The organism is Legionella sp. (genome assembly GCF_047605385.1).
In the GTDB taxonomy this organism is placed as follows: Bacteria; Pseudomonadota; Gammaproteobacteria; order Legionellales; family Legionellaceae; genus Legionella.
Window position 1 is genome coordinate 1 of sequence record NZ_JASGFU010000001.1, and the last position, 22,873, is coordinate 22,873.

Genomic DNA, 22,873 nt, shown 5'->3' on the forward strand with positions numbered 1-22,873 from the left:
ATCACATGCCCGCACACCCTGTAAAACACGATGTGCGTATATTAGCAGATAAACAACATTTACAATCTAAAGACATGAGCCATAACTTACCAAAGGTAGGTTCTTTACCTGAAAAAAGTAGCATTAAGGATCTTGGTCTTTTGAACAAAGGGCCTAATTTCCATAATTAATTGTTTGAAATCCCAAAGAAAGCAGCTTAGTTAAACTAAGCTGCTTTATGTTAATGCTGAGATGCTGTTTTTTCGTATTCATGGCTTAATGCGGATAATAGTGTTGGATATTGAAATTGAAATTCCGCTTCCGTAAGGCGTTGTGGAATTACTGCCTGCCCAGCAAGTAATAGCTCATCACCCATTTGTCCAAACGCACAATGCACAAACCACGATGGTAAACGTAAGAAGGTTGGCTTACCAAATATTTGCGCCATGGTTTTGTTAAAATATTTCTGCGATACCAATTCAGGGGCTACCAAATTGACAGGTCCGATAATTTCTGGGTGATCTAATAAAAAGCAGATGCCTTTGATGAGATCTGCATGATCTATCCAGGCAACAGGCTGCTCCCCATTACCAATGACAGCACTCAAGCTATATTGCGTGGGAAGCTCTAATTTTTTGAGCAAACCATCACCACTTTTTAATACAACACCAAAACGCATTAAAGTCACTGGAATATTGGCTTCTTTGCCCTGTAAAGCAGTTTGTTCCCACTGATGTACTAATTGACTGGAAAAACTGTTTTGCATTGCTGGTGGAATAACACTGTTCTCTGTATAGGCTTCTTGTTCACTAGGAACCTTATGTTGCAAACCATAAATTCCAATAGCACTGGCATTATACAAGTGAGGTTTTTTCAATTTGACTTTTGCGGCCCAATCCACAAATTTTTGAGTTGCTTTGATACGACTGGATAACAATTTATTTTTTACTTTGGAGGACCAGCGGTGTGCTGCAATATTCTCGCCGGTTAGATTAATAATTGCATCAAAGGTTGCGGGATTTAAAGCAGGTAACCCATCCCAGGTATTTGCATGTACTTTATTTTTAAAAATTTTTTTAATCTTTTCCTTATCTCTGCCAATTATGTAGATTTCATATCCAGATTTGATAAGTTCTGGTACTAAAGCTTGCCCGACTAAACCTGTGCCACCACCGATAATGATTTTCATAAAAGCAATTTCCTTTTGTGCTTTTTAACTTACCTGCGCGTGAAGCCAATGATACAATAAATGCTTCCTTAAAAAAATAAAAATAATTATGGCAAGACTCTATTTCCTTTTTACCTGAAAGATAAGAACATCTTAACCTCTGTTAAATAGTGCCCATTAAAACTAAATGGTTGCAGATCATAAGTTAGGACTAGGGCTTGCATTAGGTGTATCTCGTGTTATAGGAATCGTTAAATAGGGCAGTGCTGAGAAAAAATCGGTTAATATTTTGTCACGTCCTGGCATTTTCTTGAACTCGTTTGAAAAAACAATCTTAATGTTTTCTTTCAGTTGTTCTTGTTTCTGTGCTGGTATATCCTCAAAACTAATTTCTGCTTTTTCTGTTTCGCTAGCATGATGGATATAATCATTTATTTCCTTTTTTGCAAGTGCCTGTAATTTAAGTAACGCAGTTGTGTTGCTCATGTAATTGATTTCTATTCCTTTTAAGACAGTTTTCATTCCATAAACTAATTTGTTGATACTACCACCAAAACATGTATTATTATCGCTTTTGCCATCATCAATGTTTTGTTTATCTATATTATAACCTCGCTGTATTTGATAAAGGGATTCGATGAAATTATTGTCAACGTCTTCTTTTGTCACCTCAGGTAACCAGTTTTCTGGAATTTGCATATGGGAAAAAGCCCATATAACGATTGTCCTTAAAGAAGTTCCATCTTTGCGTTGTAACGTCATAAGGCTTCCCTCATTAAGTACACGATCTAAAAAACGAATCGCTGCTTTAGTTTTTATATTTTGTTCCTTGGTTTTTAGTTGATCTTGATATTCTTTAATCTGCGTTAAAATGTTACGACTCTCTAAATTTCCATATTTTTCTTTCCAAATCTTTAAAACATCCTCTACTCCAGTTTCAATAGTTGCTTGATGCGCACTTTGAGCATAATTAATCTGATTTCTTGCATTATCCAAAATAGAGCGAGGATTATTATTTTGTGGAAAGTTAATTTCCCGTTCTGGCTCTCCCATAATTCGTTCAGGATGAAACAATAGCGTTTTTAGTAGACTTAAATAATCCCGTGCGTGTTTCAAGGAAAGTACAATTCCATTTTCCCAACCACGAGAAACAGCAAAATAAACACCGCCTACTGGCCAGATGACAGTACTTATTGCTAAACCAAGAACAACGAAAGGAAAACTTATTGCGTAAGCAACAAAGAGACCAATTCCAGTAAGGGCAGTTAATAAAATACGTTTTAAAATAGATTCATTGACTAAATTAAATTGCCACTGCATGCGAACGGAAAGAAAAGGACCTATAAAAAAAGTCATCAGAGATGCAACAGTGGCGCCGAGAAGAGCAAGAATAGTTAAAGCAATCCCCGCTATGCCTAATTTCAAGGGATTAAAAAAATGGGGGGCTTGCCTTTTTAGCCATTCTAACATGGAATTATTCCGTAAGAACAAACAATAACTTCATATTGTACCACATAGGGCATTTAATGTGCATATTATTACTGTTACATAGATGCAGCTTTGCTCCGTTTCTGTAATTCAATCCAGATAACGTGGTAGGAAAAATTGGGATTTAAATATAAACATAGATTTGCTTTTTTGATTATTAGAAACTAAATTTAATGCGGTAGTACTAATTTTAATCTTCTGGAGAATGGATATGTCCAAAGAGAATAAATTTAAACACGAATCTCAAGATGCACGTCGTCATGATCAACAACATGCTGTTCATCCTAGTGACAAAATGAAAAAACATCACGAAAAAGCAAAAGATAATAAGAAAAAGTAATAAAAATGAGGACATTGTCCTCATTTTTGCTTAATGGAAATAACTTTCAGTAAAGGAATATCGTTCCTTACCTAAAATACCAATTCGCGTAAATTCAATAACTTGTTTATTTGCCAGGCAGATCCAAGTTTGTTGATTATTAATGTATCGGTTTCCTTTCATTTTAAATACAGTAGGTGTATAAGCAGCAACATTTGTTGCCGTTTTTTTAGAACGAGCACAAGGGTAGAGAAAGGCCTCAATTTGTTGTTCTCGCATTGAGGTGCCCAGCATTTGGCTGTATTCATAAACTTCTTTATTCGTAATTTGGTCTAGATATTCATGAAAAGGAGCTTCAGTAAGATCTATACCTCGGCCAGTGCTTAGATAAGCAGTAAACGCGGTCATTGAAATTTCTAAATACCCCAGATCTGCTTGTGTATCCTTTAAAAATTTAAATCGATAGTAAGCAACTTCATTAAAGGCTGTCTCTAGTTTCAGTGAGCCATACCACAGTGATGGCTCACAAATACGACCAAAACGGGAGCCATATTTGAGTGGTGGATAGCGAAAGGGAGTAAAAATCAGGTAGTTTTTTTCTTTTTCAATGAGCGGTTTTGATTCTTCTAAAAGCTCCTCTAACAAATCATGCTCTTCACGATTATCTACTAAATCACGTGCACTTAAGATATGTTGTGCCTCGACAACTCGCCAGGGTTCAGCGGTAAGTGGTTTTATTAATTCATTATTTTTGCATAAATCCCAAGCATTCATAGCTTTCCACGCATTGCATCCAAATAATTTACTACATCAACTAATCCGGAAACTGTTTTCATATGTTTAAGAGGGTGTTCATGAAAATAATGATTAAAACTATTGAGCCAAATTTTGGCTTTGTTATGATTATTGCCAATAAGCGAATTTAATCCACGATAAACACGTAGTAAAAGTAAGGCCATTTCGCCTTCCTTAGTGTCTGGTGAAATCAATTTTTTACCTTGATGTAAGCGAGTAGTAGTAGATTCACTAATGCCAATGATGTCACTTAAGTCTTTGCCGCTTAAATCATAAAAATCAGCCAAATTGAGAATTGCTTTTGTTAAAACACGTTCTCGCTCTTGATGTTTATTTAGAGAAGCTTTCATTTTATTTTCCTATTATGTTTCAAATAAAATTATAATTTAGATTTATTTCAAATGCAATGAATTAGTATGCAAATGGGTAAATGATCTATTTTGGGCCTATACTCAATGCAGGTAAATTGACCAAGGAAATGCTATGAAAATTGCAGTTATAACAGGCGCAAGTCGTGGTTTAGGAAAAAGTATGGCGATCCATCTTGCTAAGAAGGGAAATGATGTCATCATAAGCTATAACAGTAAAAAGCAAGAAGCCGAAGAAGTAGTAAAACAAATCGAAGTTATGGGGCGTAAAGCTCGCGCCTTGGAATTGGATGTATCGAATATTCATTCTATTGAGGTATTTGCCGAGCGTGTCAAGCGCGAACTCCTTGATCATTGGGGAGCCTCCTATTTTGATTATTTAGTAAATAATGCAGGAATTGGTATTGGCGCTCTTGTTGCTGAAATGACTGAGGAACAGTTTGATATTTTAATGAAAATTCAACTTAAAGGTCCATTTTTTGTTACTCAGAAATTATTACCATTAATTAATGATGGTGGTCATATTGTGAATATTTCAACAGGTTTAACGCGTATTACTCTACCTGGCTACGCAGTGTATGCTGCCATGAAAGGTGGAATAGAGATATTAACCCGTTATATGGCGAAAGAGTTTGGGGAACGACGTATACAGGTTAATGTTGTGGCTCCTGGCGCAATAGAAACTGATTTTGGTAGCGGGGCTGTACGTGACAATAAAGAATTAAATCAATTTATTGCCTCACAAACTGCGCTAGGAAGAGTGGGACTTCCTGATGACATTGGTTCCATGGTAGCTTCTTTACTGAGTGATGATAATCGCTGGCTAACTGCTCAGAGAATTGAAGTTTCTGGCGGACAAATGCTTTAAGCAAGTAGAGCAGTTCGATGCGGATGAACATAGGAGTGCTTAAGGTAGTTATTAATTTTTCTTTATTAAAAGCAAATAATCACATAAGCTATAATTGTCAAGGAGGAACTATGTTTTTGAAACGAGAAAGTCATTTTAAAAGTATTAAAGAATTACGGGATTTATACCCTTTACTGAAAGAATTACAAAATAAGGATAAGGAATTAACAGATTTAGTTGATAATAATGCGGGGAATCCAAGCTATAAAAAAAGTGTAATTATTACTAATCTTTGTCAACAAATTGATTTAATTATCAATGAGTTTAATAACTTGCCTGTTCCATCAGATTCCATCACCGAAATTAATAATATCTGTGTTCTAATAGCAAGCTTAAAAGATACAATTACTCTTTGTCTCGCAAAACATAGAGCAGTCTTAAACACACCACGCCCAACCATGACCCATCTAATCTCTCAAAAACGCACGCCAGTAATCGTAGCCAGTTCAACTTTACTTGGTTTTGCGACAGGTTCTTTTTTATTTGCCAGTGTGCCTCTTTTTGGTGGAGTTGCAATAGAGTATGGTTTAAATGCATCGGTAACTGCGTCTGTTGCTATTTTAGAAAGACTCTTAAGTAAATTGGAAACGATTGGTTCTTCATTTTATTTTGTAGCAAATGAATTAATTAATAATCAGGTAAATACAGTCGCACCATCAGCTCCTCCTATTATGGAAATGGAAGAATTAGCTTCATTTAACCCAACATATGGAAAATTTTAACCATAAGTTGATCATGAGCAATGCACCATAAATAATGTTACTAGAGCCATGTTCTTTAAATTATCTAGGCACCGACTAAGCCAAATTAATTCCTCCATAAAGAGAAGTTGAACTTTTTAAGCTAATATGGCAAAATAATTCACTTTTAGATCAAATAATATCTCAACTGAAATGCCTTTAACTAAATCGAGTTCACAAGATGCTTATGATTCATGTATCGAAAAGCTAAAAGAATTTGGAAACATTGATATTCACTCAATTGAATATGCTTCAGAAGTTGATTATGAAAAAGCGTTCCAAGCTATAAAAGCAGGGAAATATGTTCTTACTAATCGCTGTACCTCTAGTACCACCTCTTTTGTTATTCATCAAGAGGAGCATTATGATCCCCTTAATCGTTATCTTTTGGACTCGATGCGTTCTAAATGGCTATACGGTTTTTTAACTTCAAAAAATTATAAAGAAATAATGGTTGTTTTTATATTAGCTAATCAATGGTATAGCAACGACACATCGAAAATACTTGCTCTTTTAGGGGAAAGAGAAAAGAATTACTTTATAGGTGGTAGAGAAGTTGAAGATATATCAGCCTATTGTTTTTTAGCAAATTATCTTCAAACAAATAATTTTCTTTCTCCTCCTACAGATAGTGAACTACGAGAATTACAAAAAGAATATAAAAAATTTGAAGAAATTAGAGCAGGTTTTTTAACAGAGCTATGCTTCTTCGTAAAGAAGGACTCGCCTTTTTTTTATTCAGATAAGTAAAAAATTACTCAGATGTAGTAGTTGCCAAGAATTAAAAGACTGCATTCCTCAGTTAAAAACACTTATTAGTCTCAAAAAAATATGTGAAGAGTATCAAAAACATTTAAATCAACAAACACCTTTAGATGATGTTTTATTGCAAAAAAAGAAAAATATTCTTAATAGGATGCTCAGAAAATTAAACGACGATCCGTCAGCTAATATTATTTTAGAAAATTTTAAACAAGAACATATTATTACTAGTAATGACCTTGATGTTCTTGGTATGCATCGTGGTCATCACGGCAATAAATTTTTAACGATATTCTGGGATATTTTAGAAAAGATCGGTATAAAAAGACATGTAACTGGCATTAAAGTTGCTAATCATATTTCTGCTTTTTTTTCACCAAGGGGTTTCACGTCTGCGTTGCAAAAACATTCCATCGCCTATACCTTAAACGATGGGGATAAATGTATATCATCAGAATCCACCCATGTTTAAAAAATTGGCTTCATTTGCGCTACCCAAACTGTATCCACAATTAAATTAAGGTATTCCAATTCCATCAGACTTTTAGTGCGAGCATCATCAAACCAATGATTGATTATTAATACTTTTCTTATGACGTTGCGCGGAATCAAACCGCGGATCTATTGATTACGGATCATGAAATCTTTTGTCATAAAATTTGAAATTTTTTCGGTAGTCCTTACTAAGGAACAACTCAATTTTTTATTCCTGTACATATGGATTTTTAATTACCTGTTTTTGTTTCTAGTCAATGAACATGCATAGACAATAAGCGTCATTTTTTAGTGTATACTTAAACAGTGATGACTTTTCTTAATGATTTTTCCAGGTTAATTTCGTGAATATTGTTAATCATCTTGCTTGGGCTCATCCTTTAGTGCAGCAATGGTTTGTGCAGCAGTTTGGTTCGCCCACAGAACCCCAAATTCATGGCTGGCCACAAATTCTTGCTGGCACGAATACCTTAATTTCCGCACCCACAGGTTCAGGAAAAACTTTTGCCGCCTTTCTTGCTTGTCTGGATCGTCTGATTTGTAAAGCAATCACTGGTACTTTAAGTCATGAAATAGAAGTACTGTATGTTTCGCCATTAAAAGCCTTGGGAAACGATGTACAAAAAAATTTACTAGAACCATTGCATGATATTGTGAAACTGGCGAAAAAACAAAGAATTGCAATGGCAGAAATCAATGTGATGGTGCGTTCAGGTGATACTTCAGCACAAGAACGTCAGGCGATGCTTAAACATCCACCACATATTTTAGTAACTACTCCAGAATCATTGTATATTTTGCTGACGGCAGATAAAAGTCGCGAATTATTACGTACAGTAAGCACAGTCATTATTGATGAAATTCACGCCTTAGCTGATGATAAACGTGGCGCGCATTTAGCTTTGTCTTTAGAGCGTTTGGAGACAACAGCAAATCATCCGCCATTGCGTATCGGTTTATCCGCAACACAAAAGCCTTTGGAGCGAGTGGCGCATTTTTTAGTAGGCAATGGTCGAAAAACTCCTGCCATTATTAATATCGGCCATGTAAAACACTTGGAATTAGCAGTAGAGGTCCCTAAGAGTGAATTAGGAGCCGTAGCAACAAATCAGATATGGGATGAAATTTATGATCGTCTTGCGCAATTAGCCGAGCAGAATCGTTCCACTTTAATTTTTGCTAATACTCGGCGTGTGGCGGAGCGAGCAGCACATCATTTAGCGGAACGTTTAGGTAAAGATTTAGTATTAGCGCATCATGGTAGCCTTTCCAGGAAGTTACGCTTGACTGCAGAGACCAAATTAAAAAAGGGTGAATTAAAAGCCTTGGTTGCTACTGCTTCTTTAGAGCTTGGGATTGATATTGGCTCTGTGGATTTAGTGTGTCAATTAGGCTCACCACGTTCTATTGCCGTAATGTTACAGCGAGTAGGGCGAGCAGGCCATTGGCGTGGTGCTGTATCAAAAGGATGTATTTTTGCGACTACTCGCGATGAATTATTAGAATGTGCTGCTATTGTGAATGCTATTCTCGATGGGGATTTAGACCAATTGCTTATCCCTCACGAACCCATTGATATTTTGGCTCAGCAAATTGTTGCTACTTGTGCCACTGAAGATTGGCATATTGATGCTTTATTTGAGTTAGTGCGTAAAGCTTTTCATTATCAGTATTTATCTAGAGAGTATTTTAATGAAGTGATACACATGCTTTCGGAGGGGATTGCCGGCTCACGTGGGCGTTATGGGGCTTATCTTTTTTATGATCGCATTAATGGGATATTAAAAGCGCGACGTGGTAGTCGTTTAGTTGCGATTACCAGTGGTGGTGTCATTCCTGACAATGCTTTATTTACAGTAAAAACTGAAGAACCCAGCATTACGGTAGGTACCTTGGATGAAGATTTTGCAGTTGAAAGTAATCGTGGTGATATTATTCTTTTAGGCAGCACCTCATGGAAAATTAATCGTATTGAAAGTGCCAAAGGATTGGTGATTGTCGAAGATGCGCATGGTGCTCCGCCATCGGTTCCTTTTTGGCTGGGTGAAGCTCCTGAGCGTACTGCCGAACTTTCGTTACGTTTATCTAATTTGCGCGAATTCATTAGCTCTAAACTTGGTGAATCAAAAATGTCGTTAAAAAAGACTGAACAATGGTTAATGACTTATTGTAAAGTCGATGCTTATGGTGCGCAGCAAATGATTCAATACATCCGGCAAGGATGCGCGATGTTAGGTGCGATACCCACCCAAAAACGAATTATTGCTGAGCGTTTTTTTGATGAATCAGGAGGCATGCAATTAATTATTCATTCACCTTTAGGGGCACGTATTAATAAAGCCTGGGGATTAGCTTTACGCAAATGTTTTTGCCGCTCCTTTAATGTGGAATTACAAGCATCTGCAACCGATAATGGCATTAATATTGCGCTGACCGAACAACATAGTTTTCCTTTGAGTGATGTATTTAATTTTTTAAGTGCTACAACTGCCAAAGAAATAGTTGTCCAAGCAGTTCTGCAGTCGCCATTATTTCCCACACGCTGGCGTTGGGATGCAATTCGCTCTTTGGCTTTAGTACGGTTTCGTAATGGAAAAAAAGTACCGCCTCATATTTTGCGCATGCGATCAGAGGATTTGCTGGCAGCTGTTTTTCCTGATGCTGTTGCATGCCAGGATAATTTGGAGGGCGGTGAAATCCAGTTGCCACATCATCCCTTAATTAATGAGGCGATGAAAGATGCTTTAAATGAGGCCTTAAATATTGATGGCTTGTTGCGATTGTTAACGCAAATTAAAAACCAGGAAATTGAATGTGTTGCTGTGGATACGTCAACGCCTTCCGTATTTGCCCATGAAATTTTAAATGCAAATCCTTACGCATTTTTAGATGATGCACCTTTGGAAGAACGGCGAGCAAGAGCAGTAGAAATGCGACAAACTTTGCCTGTGCACTTGGTGAAGGAGCTTGGTCGTTTAGATCCTCAAGTGATCAATGAAGTTTGTCAACAAGCATGGCCTGATGTGCGCAATGCTGATGAATTACAGGATATGTTGCAAACTGTAATTGCTTTTCCGGCACATTATGCTGTTTATCAAGAGGCTGTTAATTCCTGGCAACCTTTTATGGATGAGCTTATTAAAACAGGACGTGCAGGTGTTGCTACTTACGAAGACAAAACTTTTTGGTTTGCTGTAGAAAAAGCACAAACATTTGCAGTGATTTATCCGCAAGCACTAATCCCTCAACAGTTAAAAAATATAGAATCACAGCCTTTAAATCGGGATGAGGGCATACTGAGCATGATTCGTGGATGGTTATATCATTTGGGGCCAACCAGTAATTCGTATTTAAGCGATTTACTCACTTTAGAATCTTCTGAAATCGAACTTGTACTCTTGCGTTTGGAAGCGAACGGTTTAATTTTACGTGGTATATTTGCAGGCAATGAAATTGAGGAATGGTGTGAACGTCGCTTATTAGCGCGTATTCATCGCTTGACAGTAGCTAAGTTGCGCCAAGAAATAGAACCTGTTAAGGCTTTGCAATTTGTGCATTGGTTGCTTAATTGGCAGCATGTGGCGTCAGGAACACAATTAAGTGGAGAGCAAGGATTATTGGCTGTTATTGACCAATTACAGGGTTTTGAAATTCCGGCAAAAGCATGGGAACCTTATATTTTTGCCAAGCGGATTAAAAATTATGAGCCAATGATGCTGGACAAATTGTGCCTCATGGGGGTTGTTGGCTGGGGACGATTGTCATCTACAATGAATCCTGCTGATACTTTTGTTGATGGCAAACGCATCAATCCCTCAAGTGTTGCTCCAATTACTTTTTTCTTAAGAGAAAACTCTTCTTGGCTTGTTCACATCAAAGAAGGGATTAGTAATGAGCATTTGGCAAGTTTAAGTTATCTTGCTCAGGATATTTATCAGTATCTATTTCACAATGGCGCTTCCTTTTTTATGGATATTGTTGATGGCGTAAGACACCTTAAATCCGAAGTAGAAATGGGTTTATGGGAGTTAGTGACTGCAGGACTGGTTACTGCGGATTTATTTGATAACTTACGTTCTATTATTGATCCTAAGCGACGGCTGTTGAAAAAAAGACGGGCTATGGTACGGCATCAATACAGTTCTGGGCGTTGGTCTTTGTTAAAAAAGAGTGTGCATTCTTTTAATTTTGAACAAATTGAGGCGATGTGTTGGGTTTTGTTAAAACGTTATGGGGTGATATTTCGCGATCTTTTAGCTCGCGAGAAAAATATTCCACGCTGGCGTGAATTGCATACAGTGTTCAGGATTTTAGAAGATCGAGGAGAAATTAGAGGTGGGCGTTTTGTTGAAGGTTTTTTAGGGGAGCAATTTGCTTTGCCTTATGCAGTTGAATCATTAAGAGCTATTCGGCATAAACAATTTGCTGAAGAAACAATAGAAATTGCAGCGGTTGATCCTTTAAACTTATCTGGATTTATCTTACCAGGCCCACGAATCTCGGCTATTTCTGGTGGAGTGGTTCGGCTCAAACGCAGTGATCTCTAAGTTTGGCATATAATGCCGCATTCAGAGGAGCCATCACTACGTTTGAGAAACGCTATTTTACTCATAATTAAACTTAATTCCAGATTATAGCGTATTAAATATTGCGTTTATGCAGGGCGACTTCGAATGCTTTTTGAGCTTCTTCATTAGCGTATAATGAGGTAGCGACACGCTTGTTGGAACGTATCAAGGCAGTATGTATGCGACTAATGCAATCAATCCAGCAAGAGCTACTACTGGATGAATCAGAGCAAGCCATTTAGGAACAGGCTTTTTCTGCATATCCAAAGTAAACATAGTTAAGCCACCTAAAGCTGCTAATATAAACAAAATAAGACTTAAGATTACTAAGGAGCCCCTGCCAAAAAGAGCGATATCGATAATCATAAGTACTAGAGCAATTATTGCTACAATCCCATGAATATAAAGTATTTTCTTATTGGTTTTTCTGTCTTCCAGTACTGCAGTTAAAATCACCAAACCAAGTGCTGCAGCAAACAAAAATAAAATGACTGCAATGATGAGCATGATATCTCCTTAGGATCTTTGCTGTGGAATATGAAGTAGCTCATCTTCTAGCGTTGGGCCAAGTTTCTCATTTTTATTTTTTTCTATAGGAAATTGAATAGTTGGTGCAGGATTAGTTAATGCCTCGGTTAAGCTTATGAATTTGTATCCATTTTTTTGATACATTTCCAAAACAGCACTCAATAAATAGCTATTTAATATATTGGCATGAATTAATAAAATTTGCTTACCATTATTTTCCCCCGCTCTTTTTTCTGCAAGTAAAGTTTGCTTCCAAATATAAGCCAAATACTGTGGTTTTAATTTTTTAATATAATTAATTCGTGAATTATAAGGAACCTTATAAATCATTTCATTAAATTTAAAGTCTTTACTGTCTATAGTGACTGGAGCAATGGTATAATGATGCTCTCTTAGATAATCAAGAACTTTCTGTTTGGTTACTGTGTTACCTTCAGCAAGGTATGGGTAACGAAAATATTTAGGGGTGGTCATAATGAGAGCCAGAATTTTATCGGCGCGCTCAATATCGGCGATGTATTTTTCCGCACTCATTTGATTTAAATTGTAATGTGAATAAGTATGATTACCAATCATAAAACCAGCCTGGCGAAACTGCTCTAAAAATGCCCATTGACCTTTCTCAATTGCTCCTGCAATAACAAAACCAACCACAGGAACCTTATATTTTTGAAAAGCTTGCACAATTTGATTAAAACGCTCTGTAGCGCGTTGGATATTGCCTGGGTTATTCATTCTTGAGGCAACTAAAGGTAAATCATCTATGGTAATCGCAATTTCGCGTTCTTGTGCGAAAACCACAGAAGAGAATAAAGCGCTGAGCAATAATAGTTGTTTGAACATTGATGATCCTTATCCTAATTAATTTGGCATTACGTAAATTTACATGGTGAATATGATTTCACTGCTTTTTATCCTTATAAAATAACGGACAAAAGATACGCATTTTTTAAAAATTAATCAATTACCGCCGTCCAAAGTGAATTATTAACCACCAAATCAGACAAAAATAAATCTATTTGTTATAATCAATAAATTTCTGTGAAAAATAGATTCGACTATGAAACACATTATAATAACAGACTATCGCTACAAAGCATTAAACAATATTTATCTCACGAGAATGATGAAATTTATTTTTTTGACCTAAGATACGTATTGGAATGCACCCATTTACATGAGCAAGCAGAAAAAGATAAAAAAATGAATGAAATATTGCTCAAGCAAATGGAACACGACCCACAAAATTATCAACTTCATATAATTCAAAGTGGTGAAAGTGCTGCAGCAGTAATCAACTTTTAAGCCAAAAAATACAATAAAGTCTTCACAAACGAAGACGGTTCAACAGATATTCTCTATCTGCTCAGATAATATTAAGGATTTTCCAGCTTGATTTGTCTCAAAATGGCGGTAAAAGTTTTGATTTCTATCCCTTGGCTAATTTGAAACTCAGGTTAATTTGAATTCCGCTAATGGATGATAATTACTTCCACTATTATCAGATCTGCTTTCAAGAAGATGAATCGTATCAATTAGTACCTCAGGAATAGAAGGTATGGTTTGTGTTTCTAATCGCTTAAGGCATAGGGAAGGTTGAACAATACGCCCCAGAGTCATATGTCCACGAAAAGGTAAAGTTTCTGGACCCAGGTTTAAGTCAATCAGGATTTGTCTTAAAGTTGAGGAGAGCATTCTAAGCAAATCCTGAGGTTCTACCGTAAGAGAAAGAAGTTTACGCTGCTCTAATGAAGGAAACCATTCCAATTGACCTAATTGCAATGGCAATGCGGAAGTGTTTTTGAATGCTAATTGTACTTGGTGTATTAACTCAGTAATTTGTATTTGTGGAATATTACCTATAAATTGCAGAGTGATATGTAAGTTTTCGGGTTGCATCCACTTTAATGCCTGTTCGGGAAATGCTTTTCTTAAAGATGCTAAGGTTTTTACCAATAATGGTTGTATGAGTTTTGGTGGGGTAATGGCAAAAAAAACGCGTAATGAATGCATTAATAAACAATTTTCCAAGATCTTAACAAACAAACTAGCAAAGTTAATTATGCTTTGCAAGGATGACCTTGGTCTTGAACATTATCTCTGGTAAAAAAAATCCGGAGGCACTCCATAAATAGAGCAGGCAATAGGATGTGTTGATTTTGTTTCCCATTCTGGTTTATTCAATACATCAATCGCATTTTTATATCCTGTCTCTAGCCGTAAATTGATCGCTGAGCGGACAAAATTATAGTCTTTAAAAGAATGAGCATAAGGAGTTCCGTGATAAATAATATGGACCACACTAAAACGTTTGCTAATGCCTAATTGTAATAATTCTTGAACTGCAGGATCTTTTTTTACTTTAGGTGGTAAATATTCACCTAGAAGAGTAATGGCTGACTGCAAATTTTGACGGCTACTGTAGACATTGGTTAAACGTCGCGAATGACTTGCATAGCGTATATCTTTTTGGCGTTCTTCTACTTGATCCATAGTTTCTGGTAAAGGGCCTTTTAAACTGAAGCAATCAATAACAAAACACAAGGTGTCTTCTTCTGGAAGGGCATCAAGTACTGTTACTAATGGTGTATTCGCATAAATGCCTCCATCCCAGTAATATTCTCCATCTATTTCAATAGCAGGAAAACCAGGAGGCAGAGAACAACTTGCCATAATGTGCTCAGGAGTAATATTAAGTTGTTGATTATTAAAAAAGGTCATTTCTCCTGAAGCAATATTCACTGCACCTAAGCATAAGGTTACCTCTTTAGAATTAATACGATCAAAATCAATCACTTTCTTTAATGTGTCTTTTAATTCTGAGGTATCGTAATAGCTTAAATTATTTGGTGTATCGCGAGTTAAATCATTCGGTGGAATAAGACGAGGTTTAAAAAAGCCTTCGAGGCCAAAAAATACAGAATAGAGCGAGCCCATACAATTATTTATATGGCGAAGATAGTCTGTCTTATTATATTGAATAAATTGGTCTGTCCATAAATTAGGGACAATGGTATTCCAAAACTGCATTAATTTATCCATTTGTAATTCACGAGGGTTACCGGCAATGATTGAACTATTAATGGCACCAATGGAAACACCTGCTAAGTAATTAGGTGTATAACCACGTTCATGAATTGCACGATAAGCTCCTACTTGATAAGCCCCCAAAGCACCTCCACCTTGAAAGACACAGGCAATTCGTTGATAAGATTGCTTTTCTTTCATAGAGTTATAGGGTTTATTAATTAAGCCTAGAGGTTTTCTGCTATTCATTTTACTGACCATGATGTTTATGTCCCTATAATTTGTTTTACTTTACAAGTATATACCGTGTAAAAAAATTTGAGGGTTGAGGTTGGCAGTTATGCATGTCAGTGTGTAGCGTTACAGAGAGTCCAATGAACCCTACATTTTATAGTGGAATCAGGATATTCTCTTTTTGGAAGTTTGATCATTGTGAATATAATTTTGAGCCATTGTAATAATTGTATTTAATTGCTTACTGCTCTTGGCTAAGTTCTGCTTTTCAATATTAGAAAATAGCTCCTTGATAGAAATATGTTCATCTTCAACTAAAGATTGTAACAAGTTTTTAGCTAAGTTATAGTCAGCTGCCTCAGGATTTTCAAAAAATCCTCCATTTTTTGTCGAGCTAAGAAGCTTATATTGGTCAGCTTGGTGATTGCATTCGCGTAAATTGCGAATGAGGCGAATACGCATTTCTTGTTCATTAATATGTTGGCCAAAGACGCCATGAAATTCTCCTTTGAACTCTTCATCTCCAGCCATAAAATGACTTTTGGTTACCAACTCTCGTGAGTCTGGAAGCTTGCGTTTTGGGGGTAGGCAATTATTTTTTTCTTGTTTTAGGCGCTCTTTAATGACCTTGCCAAGCTTTGCTGCTTCATTTTTTAATAAATTATCTTGCCTCTCTGTATCCGTTTCAGAGGAGTTGTGAAGAAAAACATCCACATGAGAATGACTTGCGGTAAATTGTAAAAAGCCAGGACCAACATATTTTTTTTCTTGAAAAATTACATCCTTCGCCTCGCGATTGCGTGTTTTTATATCACGACTAACACGACGTCCAACAATGTCTCTGTAGCTATCAGTAGTTACAAAGGATGTTACTGCTGCTGCATTGTCAGGCATGTAGTTGTCGTAAAAATACTGAGCAAAAATACCCTCAATAATAATTACTTCACTAGGAGAAATTTTTTGTTTCTCAGGTAATCGTTTATTTGTTGGGAAATGAAAAACAGGTTTTTCAATAGTTTTTCCATTGTGCAAATCTTTAAGATGTTTTTTAAATAGGTCCATATCAAGCATAGAGGGGAGGTCAAAATTAGTATTCTTCCTATATTTGACAGGATCAGCCTTGTCTGGGATTTCCAAAAAATAATCATCCATGTTGAGGATTTGAGCTTTTTCTCCTAGCTCTTTAGCCAGGTGCTCAGCAATCCCTGTTTTTCCAGAGGCAGATGCCCCGCTTATAAAAACTAAGACCATTGTTATTCCTCGAAAATTTTTTTGATTATTTTAGATTATACATTTTTATAATTGACCATAGCAAATAAAATAAGGGCATTTATACTTTTTATAAGCCATTGCATCCATTACAATAAGTAGCTTGTTTATTATCCATCTTAGGATTGAATTTGTTAGTATATTGATGGCTTGGTGTGGCATTATGATACGCAAAAAATAAGTTTCTATTTTGCATGTGCAAACTCTCATTGGCTTTTTTATTGGTACAGCTTAAAGCAAGTTTTACACTGATTCCGCTGATTAAAGAAAGCATTCCTAAGGCTGTGCGATGAATGGGTAAAATACTGGCAATTTTTATTGGCGAAATAAAGGTAATTGTATTTATAGAGAGCATAATGTATTTGTAATAAGCTAATCCTTGTTTTATCCCCGCCAGAAAAACTGGATATTCTACATGGAGAGCATCAATATCTTGCTTTAGCTGCTTTTGCCTGTAATGTAATTTCCTAAGAGCAGAGTATTTACCAGTAAGCTCAAGATAATCAATTTCTTTGCTAATTAATGCTAATTCAACACTTTTTTGTGTTTTTACGAATTGTTTTTGATAATGTAGTTCATCATTGATCTTAATAATTAAAGTGGCAATAAAAAAAAGCAAAGAAAATGTTGCGATAAAAGGTAACATTGAGGGAGATAAAGTACCTATCGTCAGAGTACCTATATAAGGATTAATGCCATCAATCAATGCACCGAGTAAGGTTGAGGAAAAAGAGAATAGCTGTTGTGTGGAAGAATAGCGATGTATTTTGTGGTTTAATTTAACAAATTGTTCTGAAGAGTAGTGTTTTAATTCTTGAATGTCTTTCAGAAAATCTTCATTAGCTTGTACTTGTTCATGATATTTGCTCATGCGATATCGAGTTCCCATGCGATTTAAAGCCGAAATGATGCCAATAAATAGCGCAGTAGGGATAATTAAATAACGAAGATCGTCAATATCTAGCAAATAGAATAGAGTGAACGTACTGCTTACACCTCGAAGTGCATTGCGTAAATTTTTTATAGCATCGCGAGTGTAAAACCATAAACTAATTAGAATCTGTTTGTTCGCGTTTTGTTCCTCTTGTTTTCTGTTTAACGAAAGTAAAGCAATGCTTACACTAGAGAAGACGCTAATTACTACGATTGTTGAACCCAGGGGATTAAACATCCATTTTTGCATTTCTTGACTAACAAGCGCTGGATTATTAAGGACAATATCAAAATAATAACGAATAAAGGCAAAAGGAAGTTTGCCACTATCAATTGCAAGATAAAGGGAATAAAGATAAAAAAACTGGGATGGCTGTCTTTTATTTTTGCGATCGTCCATTTTGTGAGCACTAAAGTCATGAACGAGTGAATTATACCCACTTTATAATTCATTATCAAATGATCAGTATGTAAGATAATTGATTAACTGGTATGTATTTTACATTGTGAACAGCGCAGTTGAGAAGTAGGAGCAATAAATAGGAAAATGTCGATCAGCAAATCGACATTTTTCCTTGATAACGCTGCTGTAAATTATGCAGTTTCGGCAAATTGTTCGTCTTCAGTACTCCCTTTCAAGGCGGTAGTAGCACTTTGACCCTGCATAATCACATTTTGTACTGCATCAAAATAACCCGTTCCAACAAAACTTTGATGCTTGGTTGCTCTAAAACCTTCTTGCTCTTGCTGCATTTCACGTTGTTGCATTTGTGAGTAAGCATACATGCCGTCTTTATTGTAGTCCTTTGAGATTTCAAACATACTCAAATTCAAGCTATGCCAACCTGCTAAAGTAACAAATTGATATTTATAGCCCATTTCAAACAATTTCTCTCTAAATGAGCGTAATTCTTTCTCATCCACATTAGCTTGCCAGTTGAAAGAAGGAGAGCAATTATAGCATAAAAGTTTACCAGGATATTTTTGATGAATGGCTTGCGCAAACTCACGTGCTTCAGTAAGATTTGGTTTAGATGTTTCACACCAAATCATATCACTGTATGGTGCATAAGCTAAACCACGGCTGATGGCTTGTTCTAAACCATCACGCACATAATAAAAACCTTCTTTTGATCGTTTACCAGTTAAGAACACTTTATCATTTTCATCAAAATCACTCGTAATTAAACTAGCGCCATTCGCATCAGTACGTGCAATAATAATAGTAGATACGCTTTTAATGTCTGCAGCCAAACGCGCTGCTACTAGCTTATGAATGGCTTCTGAAGTAGTAACAAGTACTTTTCCTCCCATATGCCCGCATTTTTTAGCTGACGACAATTGATCTTCAAAATGTACGGCTGCAGCCCCGGCCTGGATCATATGCTTCATCAATTCAAAGGCATTTAAATTACCACCAAATCCTGATTCAGCATCTGCAATAATTGGTGCATACCAATCAATAGTTTCATTTTTATTTAAACGATGAATTTCATCGGTTCTGCGTAAAGCATTATTAATTGCTTCTACCAATTTAGGTACTGAATCTACAGGATAAAGACTTTGGTCGGGGTACATTTGTCCTGAAGAGTTATGATCACCAGCCACTTGCCAACCTGAACAGTAAATTGCTTTTAAACCGGCTTGCACTGCCTGGATTGCTTGGTTACCTGTTAAACAGCCTAAAGCAGTGACTGGTTCATCATGCTGTAACATGCTCCATAATTTATGCGCACCATAGGATGCAAGAGTGTATTCGATTTTAATGGAAGATCTTAGACTGACAACGTCTTCTGCGCTGTAGGGGCGAACTACACCTCTCCATCTTGGGTTATCTTTCCAGTCGTTAATTAGCTCATTTATTTGGTCTAGGATATTCATCGTGCGATCCTTTTTTCTAAGATTAAATAGGGATATGCCAGGGTGGTAAGAAAATCAGCGAAGGATGGATTAAAAATCATTTGCTCCATTATTTTTTTTGCTGCTATTAATGATTGTGAATCCGACAGCTTGTTTTGCTCTTCTATTAATAATGAATCGTATTCTTCCTTAATCCATTGCTGCAACAATGATGCATTTAACTGTATTCCATTACTTAAAGGTGCAGAAAATTTTACCCATTGCCATAATTGCGCTCTGCAAATTTCTGCCGTAGCAGCATCTTCCATTAAATTGCGGATAGGAACACATCCATTACCCGATAACCACGATCTCAGATAAAGTAGTGCGACTGTAATATTATTTCTAACTCCGCTTTCAGTGATCTCGCCATTTGGCACAGCCAATAACTCATGGATTGTAATTTGGCAGTCTTCAGGGATTTTTTTGAGCTGATTTGCCTCAGGCATAACCTCATTAAAGGCTTTGAGGGCAACAGGAATTAGGGCAGGATGAGCAACCCAGGTACCATCGTGTCCTGCTAAGGCTTCTCTTTGTTTATCAGCAAAAACTTTCTCCAAAGCATCTTGATTGGCCGCCTCATTTCCTTTAATTGGAATTTGCGCAGCCATGCCACCCATTGCGTGAATTCCTCGCCGATGACAGGTACGAATTAATAAAGTCACATAGGCTTTTAAAAAATCCGTGCTCATGGTGATCTGTTGACGATCGGGTAAGAGAAACTCTTTATGGTTACAGAATTTTTTTATGAATGAAAAGATATAATCCCATCGGCCACAATTTAAGCCAACAATATGATCACGTAATTCATAAATAATTTCATTCATTTCAAAAGTTGCAGTAATCGTTTCAATGAGTACTGTGACTTTGAGTCTACCAGGAGGGAGTTTTAGATACTCTTGAGCCTTGAGAAACACATCATTCCATAAACGTGCTTCAAGGTGAGACTCGAGTTTCGGTAGGTAAAAATAAGGGCCTGTTCCTTGAGCTAATAGTTCTTTGGCATTATGAAATAAGTAGGTCATAGCATCAAAAATAGAGGCAGAAATAGGCTGGCCATCGATTAAAACATGAGGATCCTCCATATGCCAACCGCGAGGACGCACCATAAGAACCGCAGTTTGCTTATTGAGTTTATAATGCTTGTTGGTTTTGGAATCTGTATAAGTAATTTGTTTACGTACTGCATCATATAAATTAACTTGGCCATCGATGCAGTTACTCCAGGTTGGTGAATTGGAGTCTTCAAAATCGGCCATAAATACTTTAGCGCCGCTATTGAGTGCGTTGATGATCATTTTTCGATCTACAGGCCCAGTAATTTCAACCCGTCGGTCTTGTAAATCTGCTGGTGTATTATTTAAAGTCCAATGATCCTCACGAATGTGCTGAGTTTCGTTTAAAAATTGAGGAAAAATCCCTACATCAAAATCTTGTTGCCTTTGCTGCCGCGCTAATAGCAATTCTTGACGACGTGTGCGAGAAAAACGCTCCATTGTGACAAGAAAGTCCATACATTCGAGGGATAATATAAAGCTATTTTGAGGCGACAGCCTACCATTTATCTGATAGTCGTCATTCTTCATACAACGTATCTCCAATTACAACAGCATCAATAAAAAATGATCGCTGTTAAACATAGTTAAGTTCATTAAATTGCAAATATTTTGTACAGATAACAGGGACTTATGCTTTAATCACAGTAGGGCAGGTAGATAATAAGGCGTGTCTTAACAGTTACAAATTGTGACATTATCACTAAAGCATAAAAAGAAACTTACCCATCACTCATTAACATACATTGATATTTTGAATTCTGCAATATGAGATTTAAAGAATAACGGGGGCAATGACAAATTATTAAAGCAAATTGATAGGTATGTTTACATTTCTGTTATTCACATCAAAATGTAAACAGCATTTGATTTTTTCGTCAGAAAATAGCGCATTGATGAGGTATTAGGTCTTTAAATTCGCCTTTGTAGACCTGCTGCAGCAAGAATTTTAGTAGAAATTTCTTCAATAGAATACTTGGTTGAATTGAGATAAGGAATTTTCTCTCGTTGATACATTGCTTCTACTTCGTTAACTTCCAGCCGACATTGCTCTGAAGTGGCATATTTACTATTGGGTCGTCGTTCTTGCCGGATTTGCTGGAGGCGGTGCACGTCAATAGTTAGGCCAAAAAGCTTATCTTTATAGGAGCGTAGCACTTCAGGTAATTTAAAACCCATAATTTCGTCATCAGTAAATGGATAATTTGCTGCTAAAATTCCATATTGCAGCGCCATATATAAACAACTAGGTGTCTTACCACAGCGAGAAACACCAATTAAAATAATATCGGCCTTATCATAACCTCGTGTTTTAATGCCATCATCATGTGCCAGCGCAAAATCAATAGCCTCCAGACGATGTAAATACAATTTATTATCAATTACGCCATGGGTTCGTCCCACAGTATAAGACGATTTTTCATGAAGCTCTTTCTCCAACGGTCCAATAAACGTATTAAATAAATCAAAAACACAAGCGTTGGTTTTTTCAAAAAAATGACTGCGAATTTCTTGATTGACTAAGGTCATAAATACTAAAGGCTTAATTCCTGTATTCAAATAAGCCTGATTAATCTGCAAAACTACTCTAGATGCTTTTTCTAAAGAATCAATATAAGGAATTGTCAGGCGTTCAAATGAAATATTTTCAAATTGGGTAATAAGACTGTTACCCAAAGCTTCAGCAGTAATCCCAGTGCCATCTGAGAGCATAAAAACGTGGCGTTTCATAGTGTGCCTTTTACATGAAATAAGTGGAGCATTTCATTTTAAAATGAAATGCTTAATATCTCCAGCAAGTGTACATATTTATATGCATCTGCTATCTTAAAAAATAAGAGGAATATTTTGTAAAGGCTCATATGGAATATGAACGCTTTGGTGGCAATAGCAAACTTTTTATTTTTGGCATTATTTGCCTGGTGATAAGCTTGGGGTTATTATTTTTTAGTTTGTATATTTTGCCTTATTTTCTCTTTGAATGGAATTATGATGTACCTGATTTTATTTTAAATCTTTTGACAATATATCAGGATAATTATCATTATACTCTTGCAGGCAGTAAATTTATTGTTTGGATGTTGTTTTTTGTACCTTGCGTTCTAACTGGGCTTGCTTCTTATTTCGTTTCTCGTTATTTAGACAGCAAAATGTATGGACCTGAAACACCACCAATAGAAGAGCAAGAAAAAAATACCGAAGAATTACAAAAACAGATCAAGGAATCTGTAAGTTTAGGGGGCAAAATCTTGGGATTAATGATTGCTATTGTGGTTATTATCCTATTATTACAATATTTTGTTCAATCAACTGTCTAACGGATGATAACAGGAGTTATT

At 36.3% G+C, this 22,873-nt stretch carries 21 protein-coding genes; 8 read left to right on the forward strand and 13 right to left on the reverse strand.

The features are described 5' to 3' along the window. Positions 1-220 precede the first annotated feature (220 nt). Both QM652_RS00005 and QM652_RS00010 read right to left on the reverse strand, forming a co-directional pair. Positions 221-1,168, reverse strand: coding sequence for a TIGR01777 family oxidoreductase (locus tag QM652_RS00005; RefSeq protein WP_415072090.1), 948 nt, complete (start codon positions 1,166-1,168; stop codon positions 221-223). Between the two features lie 177 nt (positions 1,169-1,345). Continuing rightward, positions 1,346-2,617 (reverse strand): hypothetical protein, encoded by a 1,272-nt coding sequence (locus tag QM652_RS00010; RefSeq protein WP_415072091.1) that lies wholly within the window; start codon positions 2,615-2,617, stop codon positions 1,346-1,348. Positions 2,618-2,846: 229 nt separating this feature from the next. Here QM652_RS00010 and QM652_RS00015 point away from each other — a divergent pair, with 229 nt between their 5' ends. Further along, positions 2,847-2,975 (forward strand): hypothetical protein, encoded by a 129-nt coding sequence (locus QM652_RS00015; RefSeq protein ID WP_415072092.1) that lies wholly within the window; start codon positions 2,847-2,849, stop codon positions 2,973-2,975. A 30-nt stretch (positions 2,976-3,005) separates the two neighbouring features. Here the strand turns inward: QM652_RS00015 and QM652_RS00020 are convergent, their stop codons facing one another. Together QM652_RS00020 and QM652_RS00025 are read right to left on the reverse strand one after the other, a co-directional pair. Continuing rightward, positions 3,006-3,728: an RES family NAD+ phosphorylase gene (locus QM652_RS00020; protein WP_415072093.1), complete on the reverse strand. Its 723-nt coding sequence runs from the start codon at positions 3,726-3,728 to the stop codon at positions 3,006-3,008. Then, positions 3,725-4,099 (reverse strand): MbcA/ParS/Xre antitoxin family protein, encoded by a 375-nt coding sequence (locus QM652_RS00025; RefSeq protein ID WP_415072094.1) that lies wholly within the window; start codon positions 4,097-4,099, stop codon positions 3,725-3,727. Before QM652_RS00025 ends, QM652_RS00020 begins: the two co-directional genes overlap by 4 nt. A 133-nt stretch (positions 4,100-4,232) precedes the next feature. Between QM652_RS00025 and QM652_RS00030 the strand changes: the two genes are divergently transcribed. From QM652_RS00030 to QM652_RS00050, 5 genes are all read left to right on the forward strand, one after another. Next, positions 4,233-4,985, forward strand: coding sequence for an SDR family NAD(P)-dependent oxidoreductase (locus QM652_RS00030; RefSeq protein WP_415072095.1), 753 nt, complete (start codon positions 4,233-4,235; stop codon positions 4,983-4,985). A 110-nt stretch (positions 4,986-5,095) separates the two neighbouring features. Beyond that, a complete protein-coding gene (locus QM652_RS00035) occupies positions 5,096-5,746 on the forward strand; it encodes a hypothetical protein (protein WP_415072096.1) in 651 nt (216 codons plus the stop codon). A gap of 171 nt (positions 5,747-5,917) precedes the next feature. Beyond that, complete coding sequence (locus tag QM652_RS00040; protein WP_415072097.1) at positions 5,918-6,514, forward strand: hypothetical protein; 597 nt, start codon at positions 5,918-5,920, stop codon at positions 6,512-6,514. A 136-nt stretch (positions 6,515-6,650) separates the two neighbouring features. Further along, complete coding sequence (locus QM652_RS00045) at positions 6,651-6,998, forward strand: hypothetical protein (RefSeq protein ID WP_415072098.1); 348 nt, start codon at positions 6,651-6,653, stop codon at positions 6,996-6,998. A gap of 367 nt (positions 6,999-7,365) precedes the next feature. Beyond that, on the forward strand, positions 7,366-11,568 hold the full coding sequence (locus QM652_RS00050) for a DEAD/DEAH box helicase (protein WP_415072099.1): 4,203 nt from the start codon (positions 7,366-7,368) through the stop codon (positions 11,566-11,568). 186 nt (positions 11,569-11,754) lie between these two features. Here the strand turns inward: QM652_RS00050 and QM652_RS00055 are convergent, their stop codons facing one another. After that, the gene (locus QM652_RS00055) at positions 11,755-12,096 is read right to left on the reverse strand and encodes a hypothetical protein (RefSeq protein ID WP_415072100.1); all 342 of its coding nucleotides are present in this window, start codon (positions 12,094-12,096) and stop codon (positions 11,755-11,757) included. A 9-nt stretch (positions 12,097-12,105) separates the two neighbouring features. After that, a complete protein-coding gene (locus QM652_RS00060; RefSeq protein WP_415072101.1) occupies positions 12,106-12,960 on the reverse strand; it encodes a polysaccharide deacetylase family protein in 855 nt (284 codons plus the stop codon). A 198-nt stretch (positions 12,961-13,158) separates the two neighbouring features. Here QM652_RS00060 and QM652_RS00065 point away from each other — a divergent pair, with 198 nt between their 5' ends. Beyond that, the gene (locus QM652_RS00065) at positions 13,159-13,422 is read left to right on the forward strand and encodes a hypothetical protein (protein ID WP_415072102.1); all 264 of its coding nucleotides are present in this window, start codon (positions 13,159-13,161) and stop codon (positions 13,420-13,422) included. A 147-nt stretch (positions 13,423-13,569) separates the two neighbouring features. On the opposite strand, the gene thpR is transcribed toward QM652_RS00065, so the two are convergent. From thpR to QM652_RS00100, 7 genes are all read right to left on the reverse strand, one after another. After that, complete coding sequence (gene thpR, locus QM652_RS00070) at positions 13,570-14,130, reverse strand: RNA 2',3'-cyclic phosphodiesterase (protein ID WP_415072103.1); 561 nt, start codon at positions 14,128-14,130, stop codon at positions 13,570-13,572. Between the two features lie 81 nt (positions 14,131-14,211). Continuing rightward, the gene (locus tag QM652_RS00075; RefSeq protein WP_415072104.1) at positions 14,212-15,393 is read right to left on the reverse strand and encodes a patatin-like phospholipase family protein; all 1,182 of its coding nucleotides are present in this window, start codon (positions 15,391-15,393) and stop codon (positions 14,212-14,214) included. A 150-nt stretch (positions 15,394-15,543) separates the two neighbouring features. Then, positions 15,544-16,629, reverse strand: coding sequence for a uridine kinase family protein (locus QM652_RS00080; protein WP_415072105.1), 1,086 nt, complete (start codon positions 16,627-16,629; stop codon positions 15,544-15,546). Between the two features lie 88 nt (positions 16,630-16,717). Continuing rightward, on the reverse strand, positions 16,718-17,980 hold the full coding sequence (locus tag QM652_RS00085) for a hypothetical protein (RefSeq protein ID WP_415072106.1): 1,263 nt from the start codon (positions 17,978-17,980) through the stop codon (positions 16,718-16,720). 194 nt (positions 17,981-18,174) lie between these two features. Then, positions 18,175-19,461 (reverse strand): isocitrate lyase, encoded by a 1,287-nt coding sequence (gene aceA, locus QM652_RS00090; RefSeq protein ID WP_415072107.1) that lies wholly within the window; start codon positions 19,459-19,461, stop codon positions 18,175-18,177. Beyond that, positions 19,458-21,065: a malate synthase A gene (gene aceB / locus QM652_RS00095; protein WP_415072108.1), complete on the reverse strand. Its 1,608-nt coding sequence runs from the start codon at positions 21,063-21,065 to the stop codon at positions 19,458-19,460. Before aceB ends, aceA begins: the two co-directional genes overlap by 4 nt. A gap of 381 nt (positions 21,066-21,446) precedes the next feature. After that, positions 21,447-22,265, reverse strand: a complete 819-nt coding sequence (locus QM652_RS00100; protein WP_415072109.1) for a pyruvate, water dikinase regulatory protein — start codon at positions 22,263-22,265, stop codon at positions 21,447-21,449. Between the two features lie 131 nt (positions 22,266-22,396). Between QM652_RS00100 and QM652_RS00105 the strand changes: the two genes are divergently transcribed. Then, entirely contained in the window at positions 22,397-22,852 is a 456-nt protein-coding gene (locus QM652_RS00105) for a hypothetical protein (protein ID WP_415072110.1), read from the forward strand. The last annotated feature ends 21 nt before the right edge of the window (positions 22,853-22,873 follow it).